Genomic DNA, 24,069 nt, shown 5'->3' with positions numbered 1-24,069 from the left:
TCAGGTGGTGAACGGAGGGGTTGTGGAGCGCGTCGTCCGGATGTTCCGTCGTCGAGAGCGCGTTGGCTCGCTGCTTTGCGTGATGTTCCCATCCCACCGGCCCATCTTGTTCACCTTGGTTTCCGTCTCGTCGTTCGGGCCGACCACGCCGCCCTTTGCATCGTCCCCGATGTTGGCCGGGTGGAGGCCGAGCTCCCGGAAGATCTGCGCGCACATGGGGCAGGGCGCCATGGCCTCGCCAGCCTCGTTCGTGGTCTCGATTGTCGCGCCATTCCTGAAGCGCTTCTGAAGCTCGGCGCGCACCTCCTCATTGGTCATCTTAGGCTTCCCCTGCGCCGTTCGCTGTGCGTCCCCTTCGTTGCGGATCTGCCGCGCCATCTTGTGCAGCGCGTCCACCTCCGCGCATGTTGTGTCCCCCGTCGGGGCTCGATGCGGATCGCGTGCCTTCTGCGCGTTCTTGACGGCCTCGGTGATCGCGGGGTCCTTGCCGAACCGCTCGCGCTGGGCCTCTGCCTTCGCCCCGCCGCGCTCTCCCTGGCTCCTGCCCTCGATATCGCCCGGCACCCCGCGGCGGTTCTTCGGATCGGTGAAATCCTTACCCTGAGGGTTGTTCCCTGCCGTGTTCCGAACGGTCGAGAACGGCATCAGGCCGCTCGGATCGACGAAGCGCGTCGGCGCGTTGCCGGCGTAGTCGAATCCGTTGAAGCCGCCGTTCAGGCCGGCCGGGTCCGCGCTCAGGTACCGGCCGAGCGCGGGATCGAAGTAGCGGTAGCGGTTGTAAACGAGCCCTGTCTCCTCGTCCTCGTACTGGCCCGGGAAGCGGAGCGGCGTCGTGGTCCGCCCGCCTTCCTTCACCTTCGCGCTGAACGCGGATCGGTCGAGCTCGCACACCACCTCGCCCGCTGGGCCGACCAGGCGTTCGGGCGCGCCCACGTCGTCGTTGAGGTAGTGGAACCACGGGCTCTCCTCGCGGCGCCCGCCCGCCATGCGCGCATCGCGGTGAGCCCAGGGGGCGTACCGGACCTCCTCGAAGCAATAGGTACGCTCCTCCACGACGGGATCGCCGGATCCCTGCGCCAAGCGCTTGATCTCGTGGACGAGCACGCCGCCGTCCCACACGAAGCGTACGCTCGACACCTCGCGCCGCTGCCCGTCGGGGGCGCGCTCGAACGTGCGCTTCCCGATGCGTCGCGCGAACGGATCGTAGCTGAGCTCGACCCCCCGTCCGTCGGGCTTCTCGACCGCAGCGAGCAACCCGAGGCCGTTCCAGGTGTAGCGGGTGAGCCGGCCCTCCGCGTCTCGCGCGCTCGTGAGCCTGCCCGCCTCGTCCCAGGAATACGTGGTGTCGCCCTTCTGCAGCAGGCGGTTCCCAGTGCCATAAGCGCGCTGCTCGCCGTCCCGCCCGTGGAGGTTGCCCGCGGCGTCGTAAGCGAAGCGCTCGCTCTGGCCGCGCTCGCCGCGGACGCCCAGGATCTGCCCCGCGGGGTCGTGCTCGAACAGCCTCCGGCCGAGCGCGGCGTCCCACGCCTCGACGAGCTCTGAGCAAGGCCCGTAGCGATACGCCTGGTATACCGTCGTACCCGCCGGACGAGCGCCGACCCAGTCGGGCCGACCCGCGCCCGCGCTGGCTGCGACCGCGGGGTTACCGACCCAGCGCTGGACCATGCGGCCCAACGCGTCGTAGACGACCTGGATCCGCCCGCCGTCGGGCAACACGCGGGCGATCTCGCGCCCGAGCGCATCGTGCGCGACCCCAACCGGGACACGCCCGTCCAGCACGACCTGCGTCGCCCGGCCGCAGGCGTCTCGCTCGAAGAGAGCTGTGTGGCCGAGCGACGTCGTGCGTTGCGTGACGTTTCCCATGAGATCGTAGGTTCGCCGTACGACGAACGCCTCTCCCGAGGCAAGCTGCCGTTCCTCCAGCACCCACCCCACGGCGTTGCGCTTGTACGTGAGCTCCCCAGTGGGCGTGAGGGCGGCAATGAGATTGCCGCACGGATCGTAATCGAACGATTCCGTGGTGCCGTCCGGCAGGATGCGCTGCACGAGCTGGCCGGCCGCGTCATAGACGAACTCCGTTGTCTCACGCGCGCTGGTCCGCTCGATGAGGAGCTGACCAGCCATGTCGTACTGATAGTGCTTCTCCAGCCCGGTGAACGTCCGCTCGTACACCATGCGACCCGCGGCGTCGTAGCGCATGAGGTAAACGTCTCCCCGCGCGTTCTCGGCCCGTACGAGGCGCCCCTCGCGATCGTAGGCGAGGCGGTTCACCTCGCCGTTCGGGCGGTGAATCGAGCAGACCTTGTGCAGCCCTCCGATCTCGAAGCGCGTCGCCGTGCCATCCGGGTGGTCGACGCGCACGACGTCCCCCGTGCGATCGTGGGTGTAGCGGGTCACGCCCCCGTCGGCGTGGCGCACGGCGACGCGTTCGCTACGGTTGTTGTAGGCGTACGACTCGACGTGACCGAGCGCGTCGCGCACAGACAGGCAGCGTCCCCAATAGTCGTAAGTATATTCGGTGACGGCGCCGATGGCGTTGATCTTCCGGACGACGTTGCCGTGCGCGTCGTGTTCGAAGCGCGTACGCGCGCCGTTCGGCGCTACCGTCTCGCTGATGAGCCCGCGCGTGTCGATGCGGACTTCGAATGACGCGCCAATCGGGTCAGTCCAGTACAGGACGTTCGCGGTGCGTGTGACTTCCGTCACGCCGCCAGCCGGGTTGGTGACGCGGCGAATATGCCCGTCCGGCTCGCGCTCGATGAGGGTGGACCGGCCCAGCGGATCCGTCACGCGAAGCGTGCGGCCGCGGCCGTCACGAACCCAGGTCGTGGTCGCGCCCAGGGGGTCGGTGAACGAGATGAGATTGCCGTTCTCGTCATAGGTGCGGCTGTAGACAGCCCCGCCGGATACGGCCTTGTCGAGCTTCCCGAACTCGTTAGCGACATAGCGGTGCACGGTGACCGAATCCACGACCTCCGAGTAGCCGTCATCGCCGTAGAGGAGCTTGCAATGGTAGATCCCTCGGGCCCTCGTGCCATCCGCAAGCGTATCGGGCACGCCCTCGGCGAGGCCGAGGCGACCCGCATCGGCGTGAACGCCCCAGGTCTCAACGCAGCGGCCCTGCGCGTCGTACCGGAATTGGAAGGTGAGGCCTTCGGGATCGGTGCGCGACGTCAACCGGTGATCTTCGTAGGTATAGCGGGTGGTGCAACCCTCCGCGTCCGCCACTGCGACGAGATCGCCTATCTCGTTGTACTCGTAGCTCCGCAGCGTCACCCACCTGCCTTGCTCGGGCGCGTTCTTGATCTCGAGCGCGGCGATCCGGCCGTCCGTCGTGCGCCGCACGCGCACTACACGGCCAGCGGCATCGACAAGGGATTCGATCCGCCCCTCACGGTAGCCGAGCCGCGTCGTGTTGCCATGGGCGTCGCGCACAGCGGAGAGCCGATAAGTCGAGTCGGCGCGCTCGGAAAACACGTAGAACGTGCCCGCGCCGTCATCGAGGACGAAGCCGTTGGCGTCGCGCGTCAGGACCCAGCCGTCGGGGCCGAGCCCCGCGTCCCCCTCGGCGATGGCGTCGAACGCGAGCTCTGCACCCGTGTCGGTCCACAGCACGGTGGTCCGACGCCGCAGCTCGACGGCCCACGCGAACGAATGCGTCCAGCCGAAGCCGAGGCCGACGTCGCGTTCCTGCGCGCTGGTGCTGTAGCGGCGCACGAACTGCAAGCCGAGCGGACCGAGTAGCTCGAGGTCGACGACCGGATCGGTGAACACGCGGCCTGTAGCCACATCGACGGGGTCGCCCTTCGAGACCTTCCCGCTCTTCTTCGAGCCGTGGTGGTTCGGACAGCCGGAGCCGTCGCCGCCCGTGCCCCCGCACGCCGACTTGCCGCCTCCATTGGCGCCGTTGCCCCCGTTGGAGCCGTCGGCGCCTTGATCCTTGCCGTTTCCCTTGCCGCCATTGCCTCTGCCGCCGGCGCTACCCCCGCCTCCACCCATGACGAATACGCCTGGGTTCATGCCGGGAATCGCGGGGATATTCGGGACCGGGGCCGTACGCGCCATGTCTTTGAGGAAAGGAGAGACAAACAATGAGAGGACGTCAAGGCGAATCGCCACGCCTGCTTCGGCTCAACCCTGATTGTTCCATTGTTTGGGTTCTTCCCCGCAAGCTGTGAAGCGAAGGCGGCCCCTTCGACTCGCGGATATCTCATTGATATATCTCGCCTTTTCCGGACATCTTCGGGGAAAGCGGCGCCGGCAAGGAGATTCGAGATCCGGCGCCTAGCTGCGTTTCGAAGGCGGGAGCAACGTGTTCCTCAACTACGCCGTCTGGGAATTCGTGGAGGCCTTCAGGAGGGCGTTCCACGCCCCCGAGTTCCGGTCCATCCTGAGCCGCTCCCCGACGAGCACCGTGACCGCACCCCACCTGTTTCAGAGGCTCGCGGTGCCCGGGCTCTGCGGGGACCACCTGGACCAGGGAGCTCCGGGAGAGCTCCGGGCGTCGTGCCGGCCGTCTCTCCGCGGCCGCTCACGGCAGCCACCGCGCGACGTCGGCGATCTCCCGGGCCACCTCGGCGACGCCCCGCGGTCCAGCGACGCGGGCGAACAATGGCGCCAGGTGCCCGAGGTCGTCCTTCGTCCAGTCATCGAGAAGATCGGGGTGCCGCTTCCAGTCGAGGTCGTTCAGGAGGCGGCGGCAGAGCCGACGCGCGTGCGGCTCGGTCATCGAGGCGGCCAGCGGGACCAGCGCGAAGAGCGGCTCGTCCTCGTCGCTCGGCAGCTCCAGGGCGCGCTCGACCAGCTCGCGCGTGATCGCCGGCGCGTGGTCCGGCGAGGCCCCGGCGATCGCGACCAGGGCTGGCCACGTGGCGCCGATCTCGCGTGACAGGTCGAGGACCGCGTCCGCCCCGAGAGCCCGGGTCCACGCAGCGGCGTTCCGCTCGAGGAGCGTTCGCGCGCCGTCGCCCGCCCGCAGATCGCCGGACAGCTCGGCCCAGGCGGCCTCGCGGACCGCGGCGGGGAGGTGCGCGAGCAGCGCGGACCGTACCTCAATCCGGTACGACGCGTCGGGCAGCGTCGCCACGAGCGCGAGCGCATCCTCCACGCGGCCCAGATTGCAGAGGCGCGCGGCCACGGCCGTCACCACCGGGCGCCGGAAGCTGGCCGCAGCCGCGCACGCCTGGATCAGCGCGGACGCGGCGCCGGCAGGTGCGTGCGGCGCGAGCGCGCAGATGCTCCAGCACGCGTCCGGCGACAGCGCGTCATCCGACAGCAGCGACAGCGCGAGCCCCAGCGCCTCCGACGCGCCCGCTTCCCGCTCCGCCGCGGGCAGACCCGCAGCAAGGCGCGCGAGGACCAGGTGCCGCTCCGAGGGGGGCAGCGCCTCGGACCATGCCCAGAGCCCGCGCACCACCGAGGGAGACAATCGCGCGGCAGCTTCCGAGAGCCGCGGCAGCTCGTCGCTCCTCGCGTCGACCTGGACCTGGGCGAACGCGTGGCAACCGAGGTCGAGCGCCTCGGTCTCGGGCAGCAGCGCCGCCAGGGACACGCGCGCGAGCCGGCTCTCCTTGGTCCGCTCGCGACCGAGCCGCGCCGCCGCCTCGCGCGCAGCCGTCACCCGTGCCTGCCCGTCGAGCGCGGCCGCAGCGGCGGCAAGCGCGGCCCCGCCGGCGTGCTCCTCGCGGGCAGCCTCGACTGGTCTTGGACGAGGCGGCTCCTGGGCACCAGAACGTTCCTGAATCCACCGAAGCCCGTGCGCCGATCTGTCGCATCCCACCGCTCGAGGAAGCGCTGATCCGCTGGGCTGAGGTCGACGAAGAGGGGCAAAAGCGAGTGGTTACAATCCTGGATGCGATGGGCGCCAAGGACACCGCCGCCCGTGCTGCGCACGCGGCCCTGGTCTGGGCCGCGCAGGTGTACAAACTCGCGACGAGAGCAGGTGGAAGCGGTTAACCGCGCCAGCGCTTCAGAGTCACCGCGCTCAGCGCGCGACGACCTCAAGAAAGCTGACGTCGACGACGTGGACGCGGTGCGCTAGCAGACCGCTGGGACACGAGGGATCATCATCGCTCTTGGATCACACTCCAGCGATCCCACATCCGCCTCCCGTGCCAGCTCCACGGCTCGGTCTCCTCTGGCGCCAGGCGAATCGCCTGGATCTCATCCCGTAGGATCGGGAGGGCGAGCCCGGCCTCGTCCCTCGTCAAGACGACCTCCCGGAAGCTGATGTCAACGACGCGGACGCGCTGCGCTCTCCACCACGGATCGGCCCACCCCGGTGCTGCTCCGACCACCAGGTCGACGATCTCGTCCTTCTCGCGAGCGCGCTTCAGCTGCTGGTGGAGGCTCGCGTCGCCGGGCAGGGCCCAGTCGGTCGCCAGGGCGTCGTCGACGAAGCCCCAGCGAAGGCGAACGGAGCCATGGAGGACGCCGTACTGGTAGAAGGCATGAAGCGCCTTGACATCGCTCTCGATCCGGCGCGCAAGCCTCGGGTGGTCCACTTCGGACAGATAGCGCGCCACCTTCTCTGGATCGCCGAAAGGACGGCGGATGTGGGTGGTCCCCGCGATGAGGAGCTCCGGCGTGATCTGCAGCGTGCGGCCCGCGCGGTTCAGGCGTCTCGATTTCTGTGGCGGATTGAGATCCACAACCCGGCAGGGGCCCGCATCGAACCCCAGCGAGCGTAGCGTGTCGCGGATGTCGAGCCCCGCGATCACATCGAATCGCTCCAGCAGGCCGGCGAGCTCGGCGATGTCGCGACCGATGAAGGCCCGGATCGATCGCTGGCCCACGTCGAGCAAGGCCACGGCCTGCGGATCTTCCGCGGAAGGTACCGCGCGAAGCACGGCGCGGCGGGACGACCGCGCGATCTGGGCGTCGCGTTGCGCCTCCGGGTCGAGCTCCACGCGGCGGACCACGCTCCCCTGCTCCCGTGCCGTGCGTTGCGCCGGCTGCACGAGCACCGGCTGCGGCAGCCCGCGGATCGCCCGCCGCGTCGCGATGAGGCCCGGCGCGACAGGGTTCAGCGTGAGCCGCCCGTCGTCCCCCGTGACGAACAGATCGCTCCTCCCTGGTCCGTTGCGCGGGCCGAGCTTCTCTCGATGGCCCGTGAACCCAGCGAGGAGGGTCTCGATCTCCTCTGCTGCCATTGGCATGTGCCAAGCATCCAGCGCGGCCGCGGCCTGTCGGATCCATGGCAAGCTCGTCACGGAGCGGCCGCGAAAGGCCGCCGCCACCTCCTCGATCGAGAGCGGGACGTCATCACCGGGTACAGGTAACGTGGGCGTCGGGGGCTGCGGCTCCACGCGCTCGTCGGGGGGGTCGGCCGCCCGCAGCAAGGCGCGCATCAGACCGAGGTCGACGACCTTGCGGCGTATCACGTCCCCCAGGATACCGCGCGTGTTTCGGGCGTTGGGACGGAGCTGAGGATCCTTCGAGACGCGGGGATTCGGCTTTGCCATGCCTGCGCACCCTACCGCAAGGTCCGTCCCGAGACTCGCGTGATCGGATGGGAGGCGGCCAGTTGCTGGTGCGCAAGCCGGGTGAGAAAAAGGTGAGTCCAATCGGAATGGGTCGAAGTTGATAGGCAGCCCCGTGCGCACCGAGACCACCGATACCTTTTGGAAGAAGCTGACCGCAACACCCTACCGCGCGCCAAACCGATCTCCCCCGCCACGGTCAAGCAGGTCATCGGGCTGCTCCGACCAATGCTCGACGACGCGATGCCCCAGCACATCACCACGAATCCCGTGGCGGCCCTCAAGAAGCGCGTCCAGAAAGCCACCAAGCGCCGCGCCCGCGACGCCACCGTCGAGCCCTGGACCTACCTGGAGCCGGACGAGCAGCACGGCATTCGCACCAGCGACGCCATCCCCGAGGCCGACCGCCTGATCATCCTCTTCGCCCTCCTCACCGGCCTCCCTCGAGGCGAGCAGTTCAACCTCGAGCTCGCCGACCTCCGCCTCACTGCCGACGCCCCGCACGTCGTGGTCCGCTTCGGCGCGAAGAACCAGCCCCCCAAGAACGGCAAGATCCGCCGCGTCTACCTCTCCGCCGACGCCGTCGACATCTGCCGCCGCTGGCTCGCGCTCCTCCCCACGTACGCCCCCACAACCCCGAGGCCCTCGTCTTCCCCGGCGCCCGGGGCGGCCGCGTCTCCAAGGGCAAGACCCCGCTCATCCGCAGCGAGATGGTCACCCTCCCGACCGGCACCGGCCGCCGGAAGCAGAAGATCGACCTCTTCGACCGCCACCTCGGGCGTCACCCGTCCGGTCCGCTGGCACGACCTCCGCCACAGCTGCGCCAGCTCGCTCGTCGCCGGCTGGTGGGGCCGTCGCTGGACGCTCGAGGAGGTCCGCGAGCACCTCGGCCACACGTCGTCGCCTCGACGCACCGCTACGCCCACCTGAGCGAGACGGCCATCAAGGGCGCCGTCCGCCAGACGCCCGGGTGGGCAGCGCCGCTGCCCACCTTCCCCTCGATTCCGCGTGAGCTTTCCGCTCTAACCCCTCGGAATCATTCAGTGGGTCGACAGGGACTCGAACCCTGGACCTACGGATTAAAAGTCCGCAGCTCTACCGACTGAGCTATCGACCCGATTCAGCGGCCGGCGAACCTAGCAGAAGCCCCTGGCAGATTCCACCTTCTCTTTCCGTCCGCCTCCTTGCCCATCCTTCGGCCCGTCGCCCCTTCCAGCTCGCCGCCGCCCCCTTCCCGCCGCCACGCCACGCCGCGTCCCCTTGCGCCCGGCCGTCGTCCGCCGCGCCCTGCGCCCGCCCGCCCGGCGCCCACCTAGTTCCCCCGTCCGCCCCACCTACCCCTCTCCCCGGTCTCCCCACCCCCGGCTCTCCGTCCCGTCCCTCGCTCCCCCTCCCTCGCTCCCCCTCCCTCGCTCCCCCTCCCCGCTGCCCTCCCTTCGCTTCCCCCTCACCGCCGCCTTCCTCACGCCCTCGCCTCGCGCTATGAGGTCGCGCCATGTCGCCGTCACGCCCTTCCGCCGCCTCCAAGGAATCGTTCGCTTCGCTCTTCGAGCAATCGGAGGGAGCTGGCAAGCAGCGTCGCCGCCAGTACCACACGGGTGAGACCGTCGAGGTGACCGTCGTCGCGATCGCTCGCGAGGCGGTCTTCGCGGATCTCGGCGGCAAGCAGGAGGGCATGTTCGAGCGGGCGGCCCTCATCGATGGCGAGGGCAAGCTCCGCGTGGCGGTCGGCTCGCGCGTCTCCGCGGTGGTCTCCGGCGTCGATTCGGGCACCGGCCAGGTGCGCCTCACGCCGGTCGTCGTGCGCGCGAGCGACGACGGCGCATCGTCGATCTCCGTCGCCTCGCCTGCCGCGGGCGGCGCGCCGTTGCTCGTCGAGGGAGCGCGGGTCAAGGGCAAGGTGACGGGCATCGAGCGGTACGGCATCTTCGTGCAGATCGCCGGCACCTCGGGCCGCTCGGGCCGTGGGCTCGTCCCGACGGCCGAGACGGCGACCCCGCGCGCGGCCGACCTGAAGAAGCACTTCACCGTGGGTCAGGACGTCGAGGCGAAGATCCTCAACGTGGACGAGTCCGGCAAGATCCGCCTGTCGATCTCCGCTCTCCGCGCCGACGAGGAGCGCGGCCAGTTCGAGTCGTACGCCAAGGCCGAGCGCTCCGGCGACGCCGGCGACAAGGGCGCCAAGCAGCCGACCCCGCGCAATTTCGGCACCCTGGGCGACCTGCTCGCAAAGAAGGTCAAGCGCTAGCGCGCCGCTTTCCCCTCTCCTCTCCCGCCCCGCCTTCCCGCGCCGTCTCCCCGCCCTTCCGGGCCGTCCCGCTCGCCCTCCCCACCCGCCCCACCGGCAGGACATTGCATCTCCCCCTCGGTTGAGCGTACACCTCGCCCGCTCAGCCCCTTGCAACCCCTGCGTTCGCTTCTCCTCGCCCCCTGGTCTCGCGCCCGCGCCCGAGCCCACGCTCGCACCCGCGGCCCAGCTCGCCCTGCCTTCGCCTTCGCGCCGCCGATGCTTCCCCTCGCTCGTGCTCGTGCCTCCGCCCTCGCCTTGCTGGCCGCGGCCTGCTCTCCGGCCCAGGATCCTCCCGGCAGGGCGACCGACGATCACCGCGCCGGCTCCCCTGAAGCGACGGCCCCGCTCGCCCTCCCCGCTGCCTCCGCCGCTCCGGGCCCCTCCGCGGTCGACCCCGCAGCGCCCTCGGCGGCCGCGCTCTCGCCCTCGCTTCGCCCGCTCTCCCCTGCGCTCGCGGGCCAGGCTTCCTCTCCGGGTTCCCCTGCTTCCCCTGGCTCCCCCGTGCCCGGCGCAGTGTCTCCTGCGTCCCTCACGTCGGCGGTCGCCTCCTCCCCCGCCGCGAAGGAGGCCACCCTCCCGGGCCAGGGCGCGAAGATCGCCAGCATCGCGATGCGCACCTGGATCTACGTCGCCCCCGACGAGCGCTCGACGAAGCTCGGCTACCTGCGCGCCGGCGCGGTCGTCGATCGGGCCGAGGTCCCCGCGGGCACCGACGGCTGCGCCGGCGGCTGGTACCGGATCGCGCCGCGCGGCTACGTCTGCGTCGGCAAGGGCGCCTCGCTCGCGCTCGAGCACCAGGTGGTCGCCGCCGCCGTGCGCGGCCCGCGCCGCGGCGCGCCCGTGCCGTACCACTACGTCATGTCGGGCTCGCCCCCGCCGCACCTCTACTTCCGGCTCCCGACCCTCGAGGACCAGCGCCGCGTCGAGGGCTCCACGCTCAGCGTCCACCTCGCCCGCACCGCCGGTGCGCCCTCGACGTTGCCGCTCGACCCCGTGCCCGACTTCCTGCTCGCCGGCCGGGATCTCCCCAAGCCCTACGGCGCCGAGGAGAAGCTCCACTACTCCGTGCACACGGGCCGCGCCAAGGAGAGCTCGGCGTTCGGCCTGATCACCACCTTCGAGTGGACCAACCGCCGCTTCGGCCTCACGACCGAGCTCGACCTCATCCCGCTCGATCGCACGCGCCCCGCGCGCCTCAGCGCGCTGCGCGGCGTGATCATCAAGGACCTCGACGCCGACGTCGCCGACGCTCCCGCGAGCGCCTCGGACGCCGCGCCTCCGCCCGGCGCGCCGCCCCCGCCCGCCGCGCCGCCCCCCGCCGGAAGCGCCTCCCCGATCGCCAGCGCCCCTTCCTCCCCGGCCGCCCCGCAGACCGACTCGGCGAGCTTCTCCATCGCCGAGCGCCCGGCCGACGAGCTCCCGCCCGCGCCGCCTGGCACCGACCCGCGCGTCGATCCCAGCCTGAAGGGCGCGCCGGCGTTCGTCCGCGTCCACGGGGCGAGCCGGCAGCGCGTGTCCGCCTCGGGGCGCGCGCTCGTCGACGCGGGCGCTGCGCCGTTCCGCTCGGGCTGGGTGCTCACCGGCCGCACGCGCGGCGGCGCCAAGGGGCTCGTCGAGACCACGGAGGGCTCATGGCTCGCCGGCGGCCACCTCGTCATCGCCGAGCTGCGCAAGGACCCGCAGGGGTTCGCGCGCGACGGCAAGAAGTGGATCGACGTCTCGATCCGCCGCCAGATGCTCGTCGCCTACGAGGGCACCCGACCCGTGTTCGCGGCGCTCATCTCCAGCGGCCGCAGCGGCATGGCCGACCCCGAGGAGACCGACGCCACCGTCCGCGGCTCGTTCTACATCCACGCGAAGCACGTCTCGACCACCATGGACGGCGACGACGAGGCGGCCGAGGCGTTCGATCTGCGCGACGTGCCGTACACCCAGTACTTCCACGAGGGGTACGCGCTGCACGGCGCCTACTGGCACGACGAGTTCGGCAAGGCGCGCAGCCACGGCTGCATCAACCTGGCGCCCGCCGACGCGGCCTGGCTCTTCGAGTGGACCGAGCCCGCCGTCCCGCCCGAGTGGCACGGAGCCGTCAACATCGAGGGCGGCGGCACGCTGGTCTACGTGCACGGCTGAGCTGCGTGCACGGCTGAGCTGCGTGCACGGCTGAGCTGCGTGCACGGCTGAGCTGGCTTCACGCAGCCCAGCGCGCCGGAGGCCTCCGGCGAAGGGCCGCGCGCCGCCAGCTCGCCCGGCGCACGCGCTGGCTCTCCCGTCCCGGATACTACTGGCAGCTCGCCGGCATCTGCGCGCCGAGCAGGAGGCCGCGCAGGGTCGAGAGCGCCTGCCGGCCCTGCGGCGAGTTCGCCAGGCCGTCGCAGGCCGAGGCCGCCGCGAGGTAGCCGCCCTGCTGCTCGGGCGGCGCCGACTTCGCGTTCTGGCGCAGCGCCGCGCAGCACTTCCGGATCCCGCTCGGATCGCCCGTGGCGACCGGCTTCTTGCCGGCGTCCGCGTCCGCCGTGTCGGCGTCCGCGTCCGCCCCGGCGTCCTCTTCGGGCACGATCTGCGTGGTGGGCGTCGGCGTCGGGGCCGGCGTCACCGCGGCCGGCGCCGAGGGCACCGGCGGCGGCTCCTCCTCCTCCTTCTTGCACCCGTTGCTGACCAGAGCCACCGCAAGGGGGAACGTCAGCGCCCCCAGAACCGTGAAGAGCCGTGTAGATTTCATCTCACCTCAAGTATCCGATTCGCGTTTGCGTGGGAACTTCTGTTCGACGAGGAACGCCCCGATCGCAACCAACTTCCCCGAGCGCACGCGGTCATGATACCCGCCGACTGCACGCCCTCGGCGATCCGAGCGGTCGAAGTATGGGCGTCGCGAGCCCGGTCGCAAGATCGCGAACGCCGTCGACGGCCGCGCCTCAGGTGCGCCCCGACCTCGTCTGCAGGCGCCTCCGCCGCCGCGACGCGCGCGACGCGCACGACGCGCACGACGCATGACGGCGCGCGTGTCGCGACGCACGACGGCGCGCGCGCAGGGCGGAACCGAGCGCAGCGACGCGCGACGGCCGCCGCGCGAGGCGATCCCGCGCGCGCCCCTGGCCCAAGCGCGCGCTCGTGCGCATGTCCAAATCACGAAAGGACACGCCGACCGGCCGCCTGAGCGTCACGACTCCAGCGTTCGACCGATACGGCTGAAGCAGAAGCAACCATGAAGAGCATGCAGCACAAGGAGTGGAAGAACGAACACCCATCCGTTGTCAACAGCCCCGCAGACGACACCTCGGTCACGTTCTCGATCGACGCGCCGGCGGCCGGTGACGACACCGCCGACGCGACCTCGCCCGCGGCGCGGGCCGCGGACGACGACCGCGACGTGCCCTCGGGGCAGATCGACCTCACCGTGCTGAGCGCCGGCGCGGCAGGCGCTCCGCCCAAGGTCCTCGACGTCTTACCTATCTTCCCGTTCGGCGAGCCGCCCGCGTCGATGCGCGGTCCCGCGTCCACGCGCGGCCCCGCGTCCGCGCGCGGCCCCGCGTCCGCCCGCACGCCAGCGGCGCCGTCGCCCGACGCGCCGAGGCGCGCGTGGCGCGTTCGCTCGGCCGCCGCCCTGCTCGCGGCCGCCGCCGCGGTTGCGGCCCTCACCGCGGGCATCTCGACCCCGGACACCGCCCCCGGCCCTGCCGCAACGGCTGGGCTCGCGGCCGCGGCGCGCGCGATCGAGGCGCGGCTCCCGCGCATCGAGCTGACCGCCGTCGCCTCGACGGCGGTCGAGGCGACCGCCGCCGCGCCGGACGCGGCTGCAGAGCGCGCGCCCGCCTCGACCGACGCGCCCGGCGCCGCCGTCGCCTCGCAGCGCGCGTCCGAGGGCCGCGCTCGGTCCACCGGCGCAGCCGCCCCGCCGCGCGACAACGCCGGCCCCGCGGCCCCGAGCTCGACCGACCGCCGCGCCCCCGCCGACCCTTGCGGCGGCGACCTCATGTGCGCCATGCGCCGCGCGACCGGCGGCTGATCCGCCGCAGCGGAAACGACCCGCGGGCCGCCGCTGAACGACGCCGATCGGTCGCTCAGCGGCGGCCCCCTCCCACCGCCCAGCGATCCCCTCCACCGCCGCCCCGCGGCCTCTCCTCCACCGCCGCCCCGCGGCCCCTCCTCCACCGCCGCCCCGCGGCCTCTCCTCCACCGCCGCCCCGCGGCCTCTCCTCCACCGCCGCCCCCACCGCCGCCGCCGATCACCTCAGGCCGGGATCCCGCCCGGCCCGGCCCGATCAGCTGCGCCGTTCAGGCCGAGGCCGGGCTCGGGCCGCACGCCGAGCCGGCGTGCACCGCGATCGAGTCGAGCAGGCGGTTCAGGTCGAACGGCTTCGCGACCGACGCGCACGCGCCGACCTCGCGGGCCCAGGTGCCGGCGTCCACCGCCGCCGTCATGACCAGGATCGGCGCGCGCGGACCGGGGGACGACGCGTACGCCCGCGCGAAACCCCAGCCGTCCATAACCGGCATGCGCATGTCGAGCAGGATGAGGTTCGGCCTGTTGCGCTCGAGCAGCGCCAGCGCGGCCTCGCCGTCGCTCGCCGAGAGGACGTCGTACCCCTCCTCCATCAGGGTGATCTCGAGCATTTCCCGGATCTCCTGGTCGTCGTCCACGATCAGGATCTGCTTGCGCCGTGTCACGCGGCTCCTTTCGGTCTGCAGCTTGGATCCATGCTCGGCGCTCGCCGGCCTCTCCGCCCCGGTTTGACAGGTTCCGTCTGCCACGAGTTTCCCCCCGCACAGGCGCCCCCCGTGCGATCTCCACCCAGGCAAACGATGTCACGCCGGCGTCCCACGTCGCACGTGACAAGCGCAATCTCGATCGCGGCGCCCGTTCGGGGCAGAAGCTCACGGCCGCGGACGCGCGCCGGCCAGCGAGGACGCCGCGCGCTCCCCCGCGATCTCCATCCTGGGCACGAGCGACGCGTCGAGGTCCGTCCTCCCCTCGCGCGCGAGCTGCTCGATCGCGCGCGCCGCGCGGGCGACGTCGCCGGACAGGAGCCCCACCGCGAGCCCGCCCATGCCCTCCGGCACGCCCGCGAGCCGCGCGTGCGCCTTGTCGAGCAGGCGCACCGCCCCCGACGGGCTCCGCATCCGCGTGAGCTTGTGCAGGGCGGCGGCGACGAGGATGAGCCCCTGGAGGAACGCCTTCCGCACCGGGTCCGGCTCGACGCGCCACCCGTCCTCCCACAGCTCGTGCGCCTCGTAGAACAACCCGGCGCGGTAGGCGAAGAGCCCCCGCTGCACGATCGCTTCGAGCTCGGCGTCGGACGGGTTCATGGCGCGGACCGGCGAGAGGAGGCGCGGAGAGGCCGGCGGAGGCCGTCGACGATAGCACGCGGGCCGGCGCCCCCGCGCTCCGCCCTTCCGGTGCTACGCTCGGCGCGTGCAGCGGTGGATCCTCGTCGCGGTGATCGCTGGGCTCCACCTCGTGGCGTTCGCGATCGGCCTGTTCCTGCGCCGCCGCCGCCGGCGCCGCGCCGAAGCAGCGCGCGCCGCCGCCGCACCTCGCCGGGCTGACGCTGCGCGCGCCGCCGCCGCGCCTCGCCGCGCGCAGCGCTGACGCGGCCCGCGCCGCCGCCGCGCCGCCGCCGCCGCCGCGATCGGCCGCGCTCAGCGCGCGAGCAGGCTGCGCAGCCGGTCGAGCGCCGCCGGGTGCGCCCGCACCGCGAGCCGGCCGCCGGCGTCGTCGTACTCCTCCGAGAGCACGCGCGCGTTCTCGTAGATCTCCCCGATGAGGCTCTGCTTCGCGTACGGCAGGAGCAGCTCCGCCTCCACCATCGACTGCTCGAAGAAGCCGATGATCGCCTCGCGCAGCGCCGCCACGTCGCCCGGGATCTTCGCCGAGAGCAGCGTCGCCTCGGGGAACTCGAGGCGCAGCGCCTCGCGCTCCTCCTCGGAGAGCCGGTCCACCTTGTTGAGCAGGAGCCGGCTCGGCACCTCGCTCGCGCCGATCTCCGAGAGCACGCTGCGCGTCACCCCGAGCTGATCGCGGAACGTCGGGTCCGACGCGTCGGCCACGTAGAGCAGGAGCGACGCCTCGAGCGCCTCGTCCAGCGTCGACCGGAAGCTCGCCACGAGATCGTGCGGCAGCTTCTTGATGAAGCCGACCGTGTCCGAGACGAGGATCCGCGGGCGCACCTCCGGGTGGAGCGCGCGCACCGTCGTGTCGAGCGTCGCGAAGAGCTTGTCCGCCACGAGCACCTCGCTGCCCGTCAGCGCCCGCATCAGCGAGGACTTGCCGGCGTTCGTGTAGCCGACGAGCGCCACGCGGCGCTGCCCCTGCCGGAGCGCGCGGCGCGTCGACTGCTCGCGCTGGACCCCGGAGAGCTCCTGCTTCAGCTCGGCGATGCGGTCGCGGATCTTGCGCCGATCGAGCTCGAGCGCGCTCTCGCCGGCGCCCTTGCCGCCGATGCCGCCGCGCTGCCGGTCCCCGCCGCCGCCCGTCTCGCGGAGCCGCGGCGCCACGTAGTTGAGCCGCGCGATCTCCACCTCGAGCTTCGCCTCGCGGCTCCGCGCGTGGCGGTGGAAGATCTCGATGATCACGCCCGCCCGATCGAGCACCTGCGCACCCGTCGCGCGCTCCAGGTTGCGCGCCTGGCTCGGCGAGATGTCGTGATCGACCGCCACGACCGTCGCCCGGCGCGCCTCCCGCCCGCCCGCGTCCGGCGCCGCGCCGCCGCCGTCCTCATCCGCGTCGTCGACCTCGTCCTCGCCGAGCTCGCCGTCGTCGTCGCCTTCGCCGCTCTCGGCGGCCCGGCGCGCGCGCGCCTTGTTCTTCCGCTCCGGCGCGCCCGACGGCACGACGCCGCTGCCGCCCGTGAGCTCCGCGAGCTCCTTGAGCTTGCCTTCGCCGAGCACCGCGGCCGCCGCGAGCGCGCTGCGCCGCTGCGACACGGTCGCGATCACGTCGAAGCCGAGCGTGTGAACGAGGCGGCCCAGCTCGGCCAGATCCGCGGCGTGCTCGACATCGTCGACGCCGGGGAGCTGAACCCCGACGAGCACCGCGAGAGGACGTTCCTGTTGAGTCGTGGTCATACGGTGGTGTTTGAGGGCGGGAGCTTCGCCTCATCCTCGCCCGCGACGCAAGCCGCCGCGCGCTCTCCGGCGCGCGCCCAGGACCTCCCTGCGGCGTTCCCCGCGCTCCCCCCGGCCCTGCCACGACGCCGCGCAGGCCCCCCCTGACGCCCTTCTACCCCTCCGCCCGGCCGCCCCGTCTCCCGTCTCCCGTCTCCCGTCTCCCGTCTCCCGTCTGCGTCTGGCCTCCGCGTGCGCGTGCGCGTGCGCGTGCTCGTGCCGCTCCGCATGACTTCGCCGCCCGCACGCCCTCACCCCCGCCCGCCGGTCACCCCCGCCCGCCGCGCTCGCTCCGCCTCACCGCCCTCGGGCCGCCTCGCGGTGCAGCCGCGCGGCCTCGATGGCCATCGACGCGAGGCGCCCGAGCTCCGTCGCGACGCCCGCGTCGTCCTGCCGGAGCTCGCGCTCCACCGCCCACAGGCTCAGGAGGCCGAGCCTCCGGCCGCGCGCCGCGAGCGGCACGAGGATCGCCGAGCGGGCGCCGAGCTCCCGCAGCGCCGCCAGGTGCTCCGGCCCGCGGGCGATCCGCTGCAGCCACGGATCGGTGACCAGCGGGATCAGCGTGGCCTCGCGGCGGGCCGCCGCCTCGGCCATCGGGCCGGCCTCGCTGAGCAGCAGCGGCGGGTGCTTGAGGAGCCGCGGCACGAGCGCCCGCGCCTCCGGTAGCCGCGCCGACGCGACGAGCCGCGGGAGGCCGCCGTCGTCGTGGTCGAGCGCGCACAGGTCCGCGAAGCGCTCGCTGCCGAGCCGCACCAGATGCTCGACCGCCGCGTCGTGATCGGCCGACTCCGCCAGCGCCGCGCTCGCCGCGACCAGGAGCTCGCGGCCGCGCTCGGCCTTCCGGGCCTCGGTCACGTCGTCGACGATCATCACGGCCGCGGTGATCCGCCCGTCGGCGTCGCGCACCGGCGTCGCGCTGAAGCTCCCGAGGCGGCGCTCCCCGTCGCCGCGGACGAACTCGATCTCCTCGCGGGCGACCGTCTCGCCGCCGTGCAGCGCCCGGAAGAGCAGCCAGCGCGCGCGCTGGTCGTCGTCCGCCTCGCTGAGCAGCGTCCGCAGCGGGGCGTTGCTCGGGGTCTCCTCGGGGCCGCGGACGATCTCCGCGAAGCGCCGGTTGCTCAGCGCGATCGTGCCCCCCGTCCCCTCCGCGACGGCCACGCCGACCGGCAGCCGCTGGATCGCCGTCTCGAACCGGCCGCGCTCCGCCGCGAGCTGCTCGCGCAGCTGCGCCTGGGTCGCGAGCGCGGCCGCGCGCTCGGCCGCCTTCCGGAAGAGCAGCCGGTCCCCCTCCGAGAACTCGGACACGCGGCGCGAGCTCACGACCGCGACCCCGACGAGGCGCCCCTCCGACAGCATCGGCACGCCGTAGAGCGCGTGCAGCGCGTCGCTCGGGCGCTCGCTCTGCGCGCCCGACTCGGGCCCGGCCGCGCCGCCCCCGGCGTCGGTGGCCAGCGGATCCGGCGCCGCCGAGCGCAGCGCCACCGGGCGGCGCTCGCGCACCACGCGGCCGACGAACCCCTCGGCCAGCCGGTAAGCGCGCAGGCCCCAGAGCGCCTCGTCGACGCCCATGGCCGCGCGGATCCGCAGCACCTCGCCCTCGATCAGCAGCATCACCGCCCAGTCGACCGAGCGCGCCGACTCGAGCAGCACCTCGAGCAGCCGCCGCAGCAGCCGGTCGATGTGCACGCTGCCCATGCCCTCGGCCGAGACGCGATCGAGCGCCCCGAGCGCGCGCTCGCGGCCGGCGGCGCTCCGCGTGGCCGGATCGATGATCACCTGATCGAGCGCCTCGTGCAGGACGGTCATCTCGAGCCACGACGCCTGCGTGCCGGTCCGCTCGAGGAGCCGGAGCACGCAGCGGCGCAGCACCGAGTACTGGGCCGTCACGTCCTCCAAATCGAACCCGTCGCGGAGCCGGTCGAGCACGCGGAAGCCGAGCAGCGGCTCGGGGAACTCGGTCGACAGCGACTCGACGCCGGTCCACGAGTCGCGCGCGTCGTCGCTCTGCGGCACGACCGCCGACGACACGGCCGCGTCGAGGCGCTCGGCGACGCGCTCGAAGACGGTGGGCAGCTCCTCGCGCAGCGCGAGGTAGCCCGGGGACTGCTCGCCCGGCGCGCGGCGCCGCTCGGCGCGCTCCCACGCCTCCAGGATCCCTGCGCCGTGGGTGCGGAGGAAGGCGGCGAGCGGCGACTTGGGAAGGTCTCTGGGAGCCATTCACGCGCTGGCCGGAGCCTAGGCCCTCTCAGTCTACGCCAGCCCGCGAGGGCGTAGATCGAGAAACGAACCGGACGCGGCCTTCAGCGCCGCCCGCCCCGCTCCCGCACGGACGGCGCGGCGCCGGGAGCGAGCGCTGCGCCCGGTCGCTTCGATCGGCGCTCGGGCCGACGCTCGCCGCGCCCTTCCATAAGCGGTTGATGAAGCCGCGCGCGGTCGTTCGCGCGGGCACGGCCTCGCTCGCCCGCCGTCGCGCCGCCCTGCTTCAGCCCGCGCGCCTCGCGGGCCCGCGTGCGCTCGCGCGCGCTCGAGTCCGCGAACGCCGCGCCAGCGCGAGCGCGCCGGCGGCCGAGAGCGCGAGCGCGATCGCACGCCGGCCGCCGGGCGGCGCGGCGGCGTCGGCGCTCGCCGCGCCCGGCGCGCCGAGCTTGCACCCGCACCCGCCCGCCTCCTCCGCGGGCCCCGCGGAGGAACCTCCGCTGCCGGCGCCGGCGCCGCTCCCGCTGCCGGCGCCACCGCACTGACGGGAGTCGATGGTGAGCTCGGTCGCGCCCCAGAGATCCGTGCAGGTCGAGGCCGCGCCGCTCTCCGGCGCGCACTCGATCGGGCCGCAGAGCCCGTCGAGGTGCAGGAGGGGCTCGAAGCTCTTTCCCTCGTCGAGCGAGCGGCCGACGGTGAAGCCGTCGACGAACTCGTCGCCGCAGGCGAAGAGCGCCGCGTCGGTCCAGGTCATGCACCGCGCGCCGACGCCCGACACCTGCGTGAACTCGAGCGAGCTCGCGGCCGCGCGCCAGATCCCGTCCTGCGGGCCGCTCACGAGCACGGTCGCCCCGTCCGGCGACAGCGCGAAGCCGAGGAGGTCGCCCTGGCTCTCGAACACCGTCGCGAAGGTCTGCCCGCCGTCGCGCGAGACGAGCAGCGCGTCGCTGGGATCGCCGTCGAGGCGCACGTAGATCGTGTCGGGGTCGGCGGGATCGATCGCGCCGATGTACGGCAGGCGCTTGTCGTCGCTCCCCGGGATGTCGAAGCGCTCCCAGGTCGCGCCGCGGTCGTCGGTCCGCTCCAGGGCCCCGGCGTAGTCCGGCCCGCCGAAGCGGCCGCTCAGGTAGACGCGGTCGCGGTTCGAGGGGGCCGCGTCGACCGTCTGCGCGAGGAAGTCCTCGGGCAGATCGGCGCTCGACTTGGTCCAGCTGTCCGCGTTGTCGCTCGTCTCCCAGAGCTGGGTCAAAAACCGCCCAGCCCCGAGCCCCGAGCTGATGACGAGCACGGCCCGCGAGGGGTCCTCGCGATCGGCGGAGAGGTCGATGACGTAACTGTCCGAGAGCTCGCCCGCGGCGAACGACCAGTCGCACCCGCCGTTCTTCGACGCGCTGAGCCCCTCGAAGACGCCGGCGATGATCGTCCCGTCGGCGAGGAAGGCGACCATCGGGTCCTCGTTCCCGCCGAAGCCGACGACCGGCTCGCAGATCCAGCGCCACTCCTCGCCGCCGTCGCTCGTGGAGAGCAGGCCGTAGGTCGCGCGCACCAGGAGGCGCGACGGATCGCTCGGGTGGCTCGCGATGAGGCCCGCGGCCGGGAAGCGGCCGTTCGCCGAGGCCGGCGCGGCGAGCCCCAGCGCCGCGACCAGCGCCGCGGCCGACAGCGCGAGCCGGCGGCGCCGCGGCGCGCTCGTTCCCCTTCGCGGTCGAGGCGTCTCCTCTGCAGAGCTGTGCACGGGGCGGAAACTTAGTACACCTCGAACGAGAATTCCGCCTCGTCGATGAGGGACGCGGCCAGGGCGCGGAACTGCATGTCGTAGGTGCCGGTCATCGAGAACGGGACGTTGGCCACCTCGTACAGGCCCGGCTCGATCTCCACGGCGTCGTGCACGGACTCGTGCCGCATGCCGAGCATCGTCGAGTAGACGCGGAGCTTGATCCGCTGCACCGGCTTCCTCGAGTCGAGCCAGGTGAGCCGCACGTGGAAGGTGTTGGCGCCGACCGCGAGCGGCCCGGTCGACGCCACCGAGAACTCGATGCGCTCGTTCAGGCCGGAGCCCAGCCGTCTCCCGGGATCCGGCTCCCACCCCTCGGCGCCGCAGCCCTGGAGCGCGAGGAGGGCGAGCGCCGCGACCGCCGCGAGCGCCGCGCGGCGTGCCCGCGCCCCGCGGCGCTCCCTGGGTGATCTCGTCGACGGCCGATCGCGCGGTTCAATCATGTCTCCCCCACACGTAACGGAGGCCTGCGGACAGGGCGGCGAAGGCGCCCTCGCTGCGGCCGATCCCCGCGATCGGCACGTCCACCTGGAGGTTGCCGACGGCGGTCCAGCGCGCGCTGACGTCGTGGGCCAGCACGGCGAGCAGCGCGGTCCGCTCGTGCGCGCCGCCCTTGCCCGGGCGGCCGGCCTGGCGCGCGTATCCCTCGCGCTCGTAGACGCCGCCCACGCTGAGCGAGGTGCCGGAGGCCCACACGGGCCCCGCCGCGGCGAGGAACTGCATGCGCGGCGCGGCTTGCACCTCGCGATCTCTCGCGGCGTAGTAGCTCGTGCGGACGCTGGTCGAGAAGGAGAACAGCGCCTGGAACGAGCCCCACGACTTCTCGAGGAGGATCCCCGGCCGGAACTCGGCCACGCCGAGGCCGGTCGTGTCCGCGCTGGCCGCGCCGAGGCCGATCGCGCCGGCGCCGCCCGTGCCCACGCCGGTCGCGCTGACGCCGACGGGCTCGATCGCGTCGTTCTGGCCGTGCCCGGTCGGGAGCGTCACGCCGAGCGTGAACGCGGCGGACGGGAGCCACGGGGACATGACGCCGTCGACGAGCGCGACCCGGCCCGAGGCGCTGATGTCCCCGACGCCGCCGCCCGCGGCCGTGTCGCCGGGGCCGGCCCCGGCCCACGTGCGCAGCAGCGGGACGGAGATGCCGAGCTGGAGGCGCTCTCCGGCGCGCACCGTCCACCCGACGTCCGCCCGCAGCTCGCGGTGGTAGACGCCCTCGCCCTGCGTGGTGAAGTCCCGCGCCGGCGACCAGCTCCCGAGCTGCTCCGTGAACCGGAGCGAGAAGCTCGCCGCGGCGCGCTCCGAGGGCGCGAGCCACTGGGCGATCCCGTGCCCGGTCCCGCAGCAGGCCGACGCGCGCGCGGTGCCCGGAGACAATGCGAGCGAGAGGAGGAGCGCGACGCCGGCGACGGCTCTGGGCAGCACGGCCGCTGCTATAGGCGACGCGGATGGCCGGCGACAATGCGTCATGTTGTCGCGCGGGGGGCGCCGCAGCGCGCTCGGGCCGCCCCTTTCCGGCGCACCCTCCGGCGCCGCGCGTCTCGCGCTGCCGCGGACGCTCCGCTGTCCCGCGCGGGCGCTCCGCTGTCCCGCGCGGGCGCTCCGCTGTCCCGCGCGGGCGCTCCGCCCCGGCGCGGGCGCTCCGCCGTCCGGCGCGGGCGCTCCGCTCCGGCGCGGCAGGATCAGCGGGCGAGCGCCTGCCGGTAGACCTGGACGTAGCGGCGCGCGGGCCGGTCCCAGCCGAGGTCGAGGCGCATGATGCGGCGCTGGACCGCGGGCCAGCGGGGCGACGTCAGGGCCGCGAGGGCCCGCTGCACGCCGCCGACGAGCGACGTGGCGGTCGGCTTGTCGAACAGGAACCCCGTGCCGGTCTCCAGGGCCGCGTCGAGGTCGACGATCGTGTCGACGAGGCCACCGGTCCGGCACGCCACCGGGGCGGCGCCGTAGCGCTGCGCGTAGAGCTGCACGAGGCCGCACGGCTCGAAGCGCGACGGCACGACCACGAGGTCGGCCGCGGCCATGAGCCGGTGGACGACGGCCTCGCTCACGCCGCCGAGGAACTTCGCGCGCTCGGGCGCCTTGGCGGCGGCGGCGGTGAGCTTCTCCATGAGCTCGGGGTCGCCCTCGCCGGCCACGACGACGCTGACGTCGCCCTTCAGGATCTTCGGCAGGGCGCTCGCGAGCAGGTCGCTGCCCTTCTGCGCGACCACCCTGCCGATGGACACGAGCAGCGGCCGATCCGGCCGGATCTCGAGCCCGATCTCCTGGAGGAGCGCGCTCTTGCAGCGGCCCTTGTTGCTCACGTCCTCGGCGTCGTAGCGCGCGATGATGGCCGGGTCGGTCATCGGGTTCCAGACGGCGTAGTCGATGCCGTTGACGATGCCGGTCAGCTGGTTCGTCCGGGTGCGGAGCACGCCGTCGAGCCGCTCGCCTTGCTTGGGCGTGAGGATCTCGTTCGCGTAGGTGGTGGAGACGGTGGTGAGCGCGTCTGCGGCGAGGATGCCGCCCTTCAGGAAGTTGAGCTGGCCGTAGAACTCGAGCCGGTCCGGCCGGAAGTGGTCCTCGTCGAGGCCGAGGGCCCCGAGCGTGTCCTTGGGGAAGAGGCCCTGGTGGGCGACGTTGTGGAGGGTGAGCACGGTCCGGCCGGGCACGGACTGCTGGTGGCGGAGCAGGTACGCCACCATGGCGGTGGGCCAGTCGTGGGTGTGGACGATGTCGAACGGCGCGCCGGACCTGGCGCGCTGGCGGACGAGCTCGACGACGGCGCGGGAGAACAGGGAGAACCGGCGCGCGTTGTCCTCGTAGTCGCGCCCTTCCTCGCCGTAGATGCCGGGCCGATCGTGGAAGCCGGGCACGTCGAGGACGATGAGCTCCACGCCCGTGCTGAGCCGCCCGTCGAAGAGCGTCACCTGGATCGGCCCGCCTGGCGACACCTTCGGGTCGACCTCGAGCGGCATCGGGGTGAGGCGGCGCGCCATCATCAGCCCGCTCGAATCGAGGGCCTGGTAGCGGGGCAGCGCGATCGTCACCTTGTGGCCGAGCAGCCGGAGCGCCTTCGAGAGCGACGACACGACGTCAGCCAGCCCGCCGACCTTGACGATGGGCGCGATCTCGGAAGCAGCGAAGAGGATGTCCATGCGGGCGCCGTGTGTAGCACGAACCGGGGGGCGCACGGGGCGGCTTCCGCACACCGGGGGCGGCGTTCGGGAGGGGTTCAGGGCTTCCCG

At 73.0% G+C, this 24,069-nt stretch carries 17 protein-coding genes and 1 tRNA gene; 5 read left to right on the top strand and 13 right to left on the bottom strand.

Annotated elements, in window-relative coordinates; translation table 11 throughout:
• The 3 genes from WME98_RS43705 to WME98_RS43695 all read right to left on the bottom strand — a co-directional run bounded on the left by WME98_RS43705 (position 1) and on the right by WME98_RS43695 (position 7,613).
• Complete coding sequence (locus WME98_RS43705) at positions 1-4,020, bottom strand: RHS repeat-associated core domain-containing protein (RefSeq protein ID WP_437947546.1); 4,020 nt, start codon at positions 4,018-4,020, stop codon at positions 1-3.
• Between the two features lie 511 nt (positions 4,021-4,531).
• Positions 4,532-5,620, bottom strand: a complete 1,089-nt coding sequence (locus WME98_RS43700; protein ID WP_437947545.1) for a hypothetical protein — start codon at positions 5,618-5,620, stop codon at positions 4,532-4,534.
• A 445-nt stretch (positions 5,621-6,065) separates the two neighbouring features.
• Positions 6,066-7,613, bottom strand: a complete 1,548-nt coding sequence (locus tag WME98_RS43695) for a hypothetical protein (protein WP_437947544.1) — start codon at positions 7,611-7,613, stop codon at positions 6,066-6,068.
• Positions 7,614-7,622: 9 nt separating this feature from the next.
• Here WME98_RS43695 and WME98_RS43690 point away from each other — a divergent pair, with 9 nt between their 5' ends.
• Positions 7,623-8,411 carry a tyrosine-type recombinase/integrase gene (locus WME98_RS43690; RefSeq protein ID WP_437947543.1) on the top strand — a complete coding sequence of 263 codons (789 nt, stop codon included), beginning with the start codon at positions 7,623-7,625 and terminating at the stop codon, positions 8,409-8,411.
• A 114-nt stretch (positions 8,412-8,525) separates the two neighbouring features.
• Here the strand turns inward: WME98_RS43690 and WME98_RS43685 are convergent.
• Positions 8,526-8,598 (bottom strand) — tRNA-Lys (locus WME98_RS43685).
• 378 nt (positions 8,599-8,976) lie between these two features.
• On the opposite strand from WME98_RS43685, the gene WME98_RS43680 reads away from it, so the two are divergent.
• Positions 8,977-9,729 (top strand): S1 RNA-binding domain-containing protein, encoded by a 753-nt coding sequence (locus tag WME98_RS43680; protein WP_437947542.1) that lies wholly within the window; start codon positions 8,977-8,979, stop codon positions 9,727-9,729.
• Between the two features lie 543 nt (positions 9,730-10,272).
• Positions 10,273-11,904 carry a L,D-transpeptidase family protein gene (locus WME98_RS43675; RefSeq protein WP_437947541.1) on the top strand — a complete coding sequence of 544 codons (1,632 nt, stop codon included), beginning with the start codon at positions 10,273-10,275 and terminating at the stop codon, positions 11,902-11,904.
• A gap of 148 nt (positions 11,905-12,052) precedes the next feature.
• On the opposite strand, the gene WME98_RS43670 is transcribed toward WME98_RS43675, so the two are convergent.
• Positions 12,053-12,493 (bottom strand): acyltransferase, encoded by a 441-nt coding sequence (locus WME98_RS43670; RefSeq protein ID WP_437338412.1) that lies wholly within the window; start codon positions 12,491-12,493, stop codon positions 12,053-12,055.
• A 483-nt stretch (positions 12,494-12,976) separates the two neighbouring features.
• Between WME98_RS43670 and WME98_RS43665 the strand changes: the two genes are divergently transcribed.
• Positions 12,977-13,777, top strand: a complete 801-nt coding sequence (locus tag WME98_RS43665) for a hypothetical protein (RefSeq protein ID WP_437947540.1) — start codon at positions 12,977-12,979, stop codon at positions 13,775-13,777.
• A 269-nt stretch (positions 13,778-14,046) separates the two neighbouring features.
• Here the strand turns inward: WME98_RS43665 and WME98_RS43660 are convergent, their stop codons facing one another.
• Both WME98_RS43660 and WME98_RS43655 read right to left on the bottom strand, forming a co-directional pair.
• Positions 14,047-14,439 (bottom strand): response regulator, encoded by a 393-nt coding sequence (locus WME98_RS43660; RefSeq protein ID WP_061629655.1) that lies wholly within the window; start codon positions 14,437-14,439, stop codon positions 14,047-14,049.
• A gap of 207 nt (positions 14,440-14,646) precedes the next feature.
• Positions 14,647-15,078, bottom strand: coding sequence for a DUF309 domain-containing protein (locus WME98_RS43655; protein WP_437947539.1), 432 nt, complete (start codon positions 15,076-15,078; stop codon positions 14,647-14,649).
• A gap of 106 nt (positions 15,079-15,184) precedes the next feature.
• Here WME98_RS43655 and WME98_RS43650 point away from each other — a divergent pair, with 106 nt between their 5' ends.
• On the top strand, positions 15,185-15,361 hold the full coding sequence (locus WME98_RS43650) for a hypothetical protein (protein ID WP_020735772.1): 177 nt from the start codon (positions 15,185-15,187) through the stop codon (positions 15,359-15,361).
• Between the two features lie 50 nt (positions 15,362-15,411).
• Here WME98_RS43650 and hflX read toward each other — a convergent pair whose 3' ends face one another.
• From hflX to glgA, 6 genes are all read right to left on the bottom strand, one after another.
• The gene (gene hflX / locus WME98_RS43645) at positions 15,412-16,836 is read right to left on the bottom strand and encodes a GTPase HflX (RefSeq protein WP_061624278.1); all 1,425 of its coding nucleotides are present in this window, start codon (positions 16,834-16,836) and stop codon (positions 15,412-15,414) included.
• A 336-nt stretch (positions 16,837-17,172) separates the two neighbouring features.
• Positions 17,173-19,092, bottom strand: coding sequence for a GAF domain-containing protein (locus WME98_RS43640; RefSeq protein WP_437947538.1), 1,920 nt, complete (start codon positions 19,090-19,092; stop codon positions 17,173-17,175).
• 265 nt (positions 19,093-19,357) lie between these two features.
• On the bottom strand, positions 19,358-20,806 hold the full coding sequence (locus WME98_RS43635; RefSeq protein ID WP_437947537.1) for a WD40/YVTN/BNR-like repeat-containing protein: 1,449 nt from the start codon (positions 20,804-20,806) through the stop codon (positions 19,358-19,360).
• A gap of 11 nt (positions 20,807-20,817) precedes the next feature.
• Positions 20,818-21,288: a FixH family protein gene (locus tag WME98_RS43630; protein ID WP_437947536.1), complete on the bottom strand. Its 471-nt coding sequence runs from the start codon at positions 21,286-21,288 to the stop codon at positions 20,818-20,820.
• The gene (locus WME98_RS43625) at positions 21,281-22,267 is read right to left on the bottom strand and encodes a hypothetical protein (protein WP_437947535.1); all 987 of its coding nucleotides are present in this window, start codon (positions 22,265-22,267) and stop codon (positions 21,281-21,283) included. The genes WME98_RS43630 and WME98_RS43625 overlap by 8 nt, the downstream gene beginning before the upstream one ends.
• Before the next feature lie 257 nt (positions 22,268-22,524).
• A complete protein-coding gene (gene glgA, locus WME98_RS43620; RefSeq protein ID WP_061624622.1) occupies positions 22,525-23,979 on the bottom strand; it encodes a glycogen synthase GlgA in 1,455 nt (484 codons plus the stop codon).
• Positions 23,980-24,069 lie beyond the last annotated feature (90 nt).

The organism is Sorangium sp. So ce296, from assembly GCF_051529605.1.
Taxonomy (GTDB): Bacteria; Myxococcota_A; Polyangia; order Polyangiales; family Polyangiaceae; genus Sorangium; species Sorangium cellulosum_D.
This window is presented reverse-complemented; position numbering and strand designations above follow the sequence as displayed.

Bases quoted from the DNA above. Each gene is read 5' to 3' on its own strand.
- WME98_RS43665 (WP_437947540.1), top strand. From the start codon at position 12,977: ATGAAGAGCATGCAGCACAAGGAGTGGAAGAACGAACACCCATCCGTT.
- WME98_RS43680 (WP_437947542.1), top strand. From the start codon at position 8,977: ATGTCGCCGTCACGCCCTTCCGCCGCCTCCAAGGAATCGTTCGCTTCG.
- WME98_RS43640 (WP_437947538.1), bottom strand. From the start codon at position 19,092: ATGGCTCCCAGAGACCTTCCCAAGTCGCCGCTCGCCGCCTTCCTCCGC.
- WME98_RS43670 (WP_437338412.1), bottom strand. From the start codon at position 12,493: ATGAAATCTACACGGCTCTTCACGGTTCTGGGGGCGCTGACGTTCCCC.
- glgA (WP_061624622.1), bottom strand. From the start codon at position 23,979: ATGGACATCCTCTTCGCTGCTTCCGAGATCGCGCCCATCGTCAAGGTC.
- WME98_RS43630 (WP_437947536.1), bottom strand. From the start codon at position 21,288: ATGATTGAACCGCGCGATCGGCCGTCGACGAGATCACCCAGGGAGCGC.
- hflX (WP_061624278.1), bottom strand. From the start codon at position 16,836: ATGACCACGACTCAACAGGAACGTCCTCTCGCGGTGCTCGTCGGGGTT.
- WME98_RS43655 (WP_437947539.1), bottom strand. From the start codon at position 15,078: ATGAACCCGTCCGACGCCGAGCTCGAAGCGATCGTGCAGCGGGGGCTC.
- WME98_RS43705 (WP_437947546.1), bottom strand. From the start codon at position 4,020: ATGAACCCAGGCGTATTCGTCATGGGTGGAGGCGGGGGTAGCGCCGGC.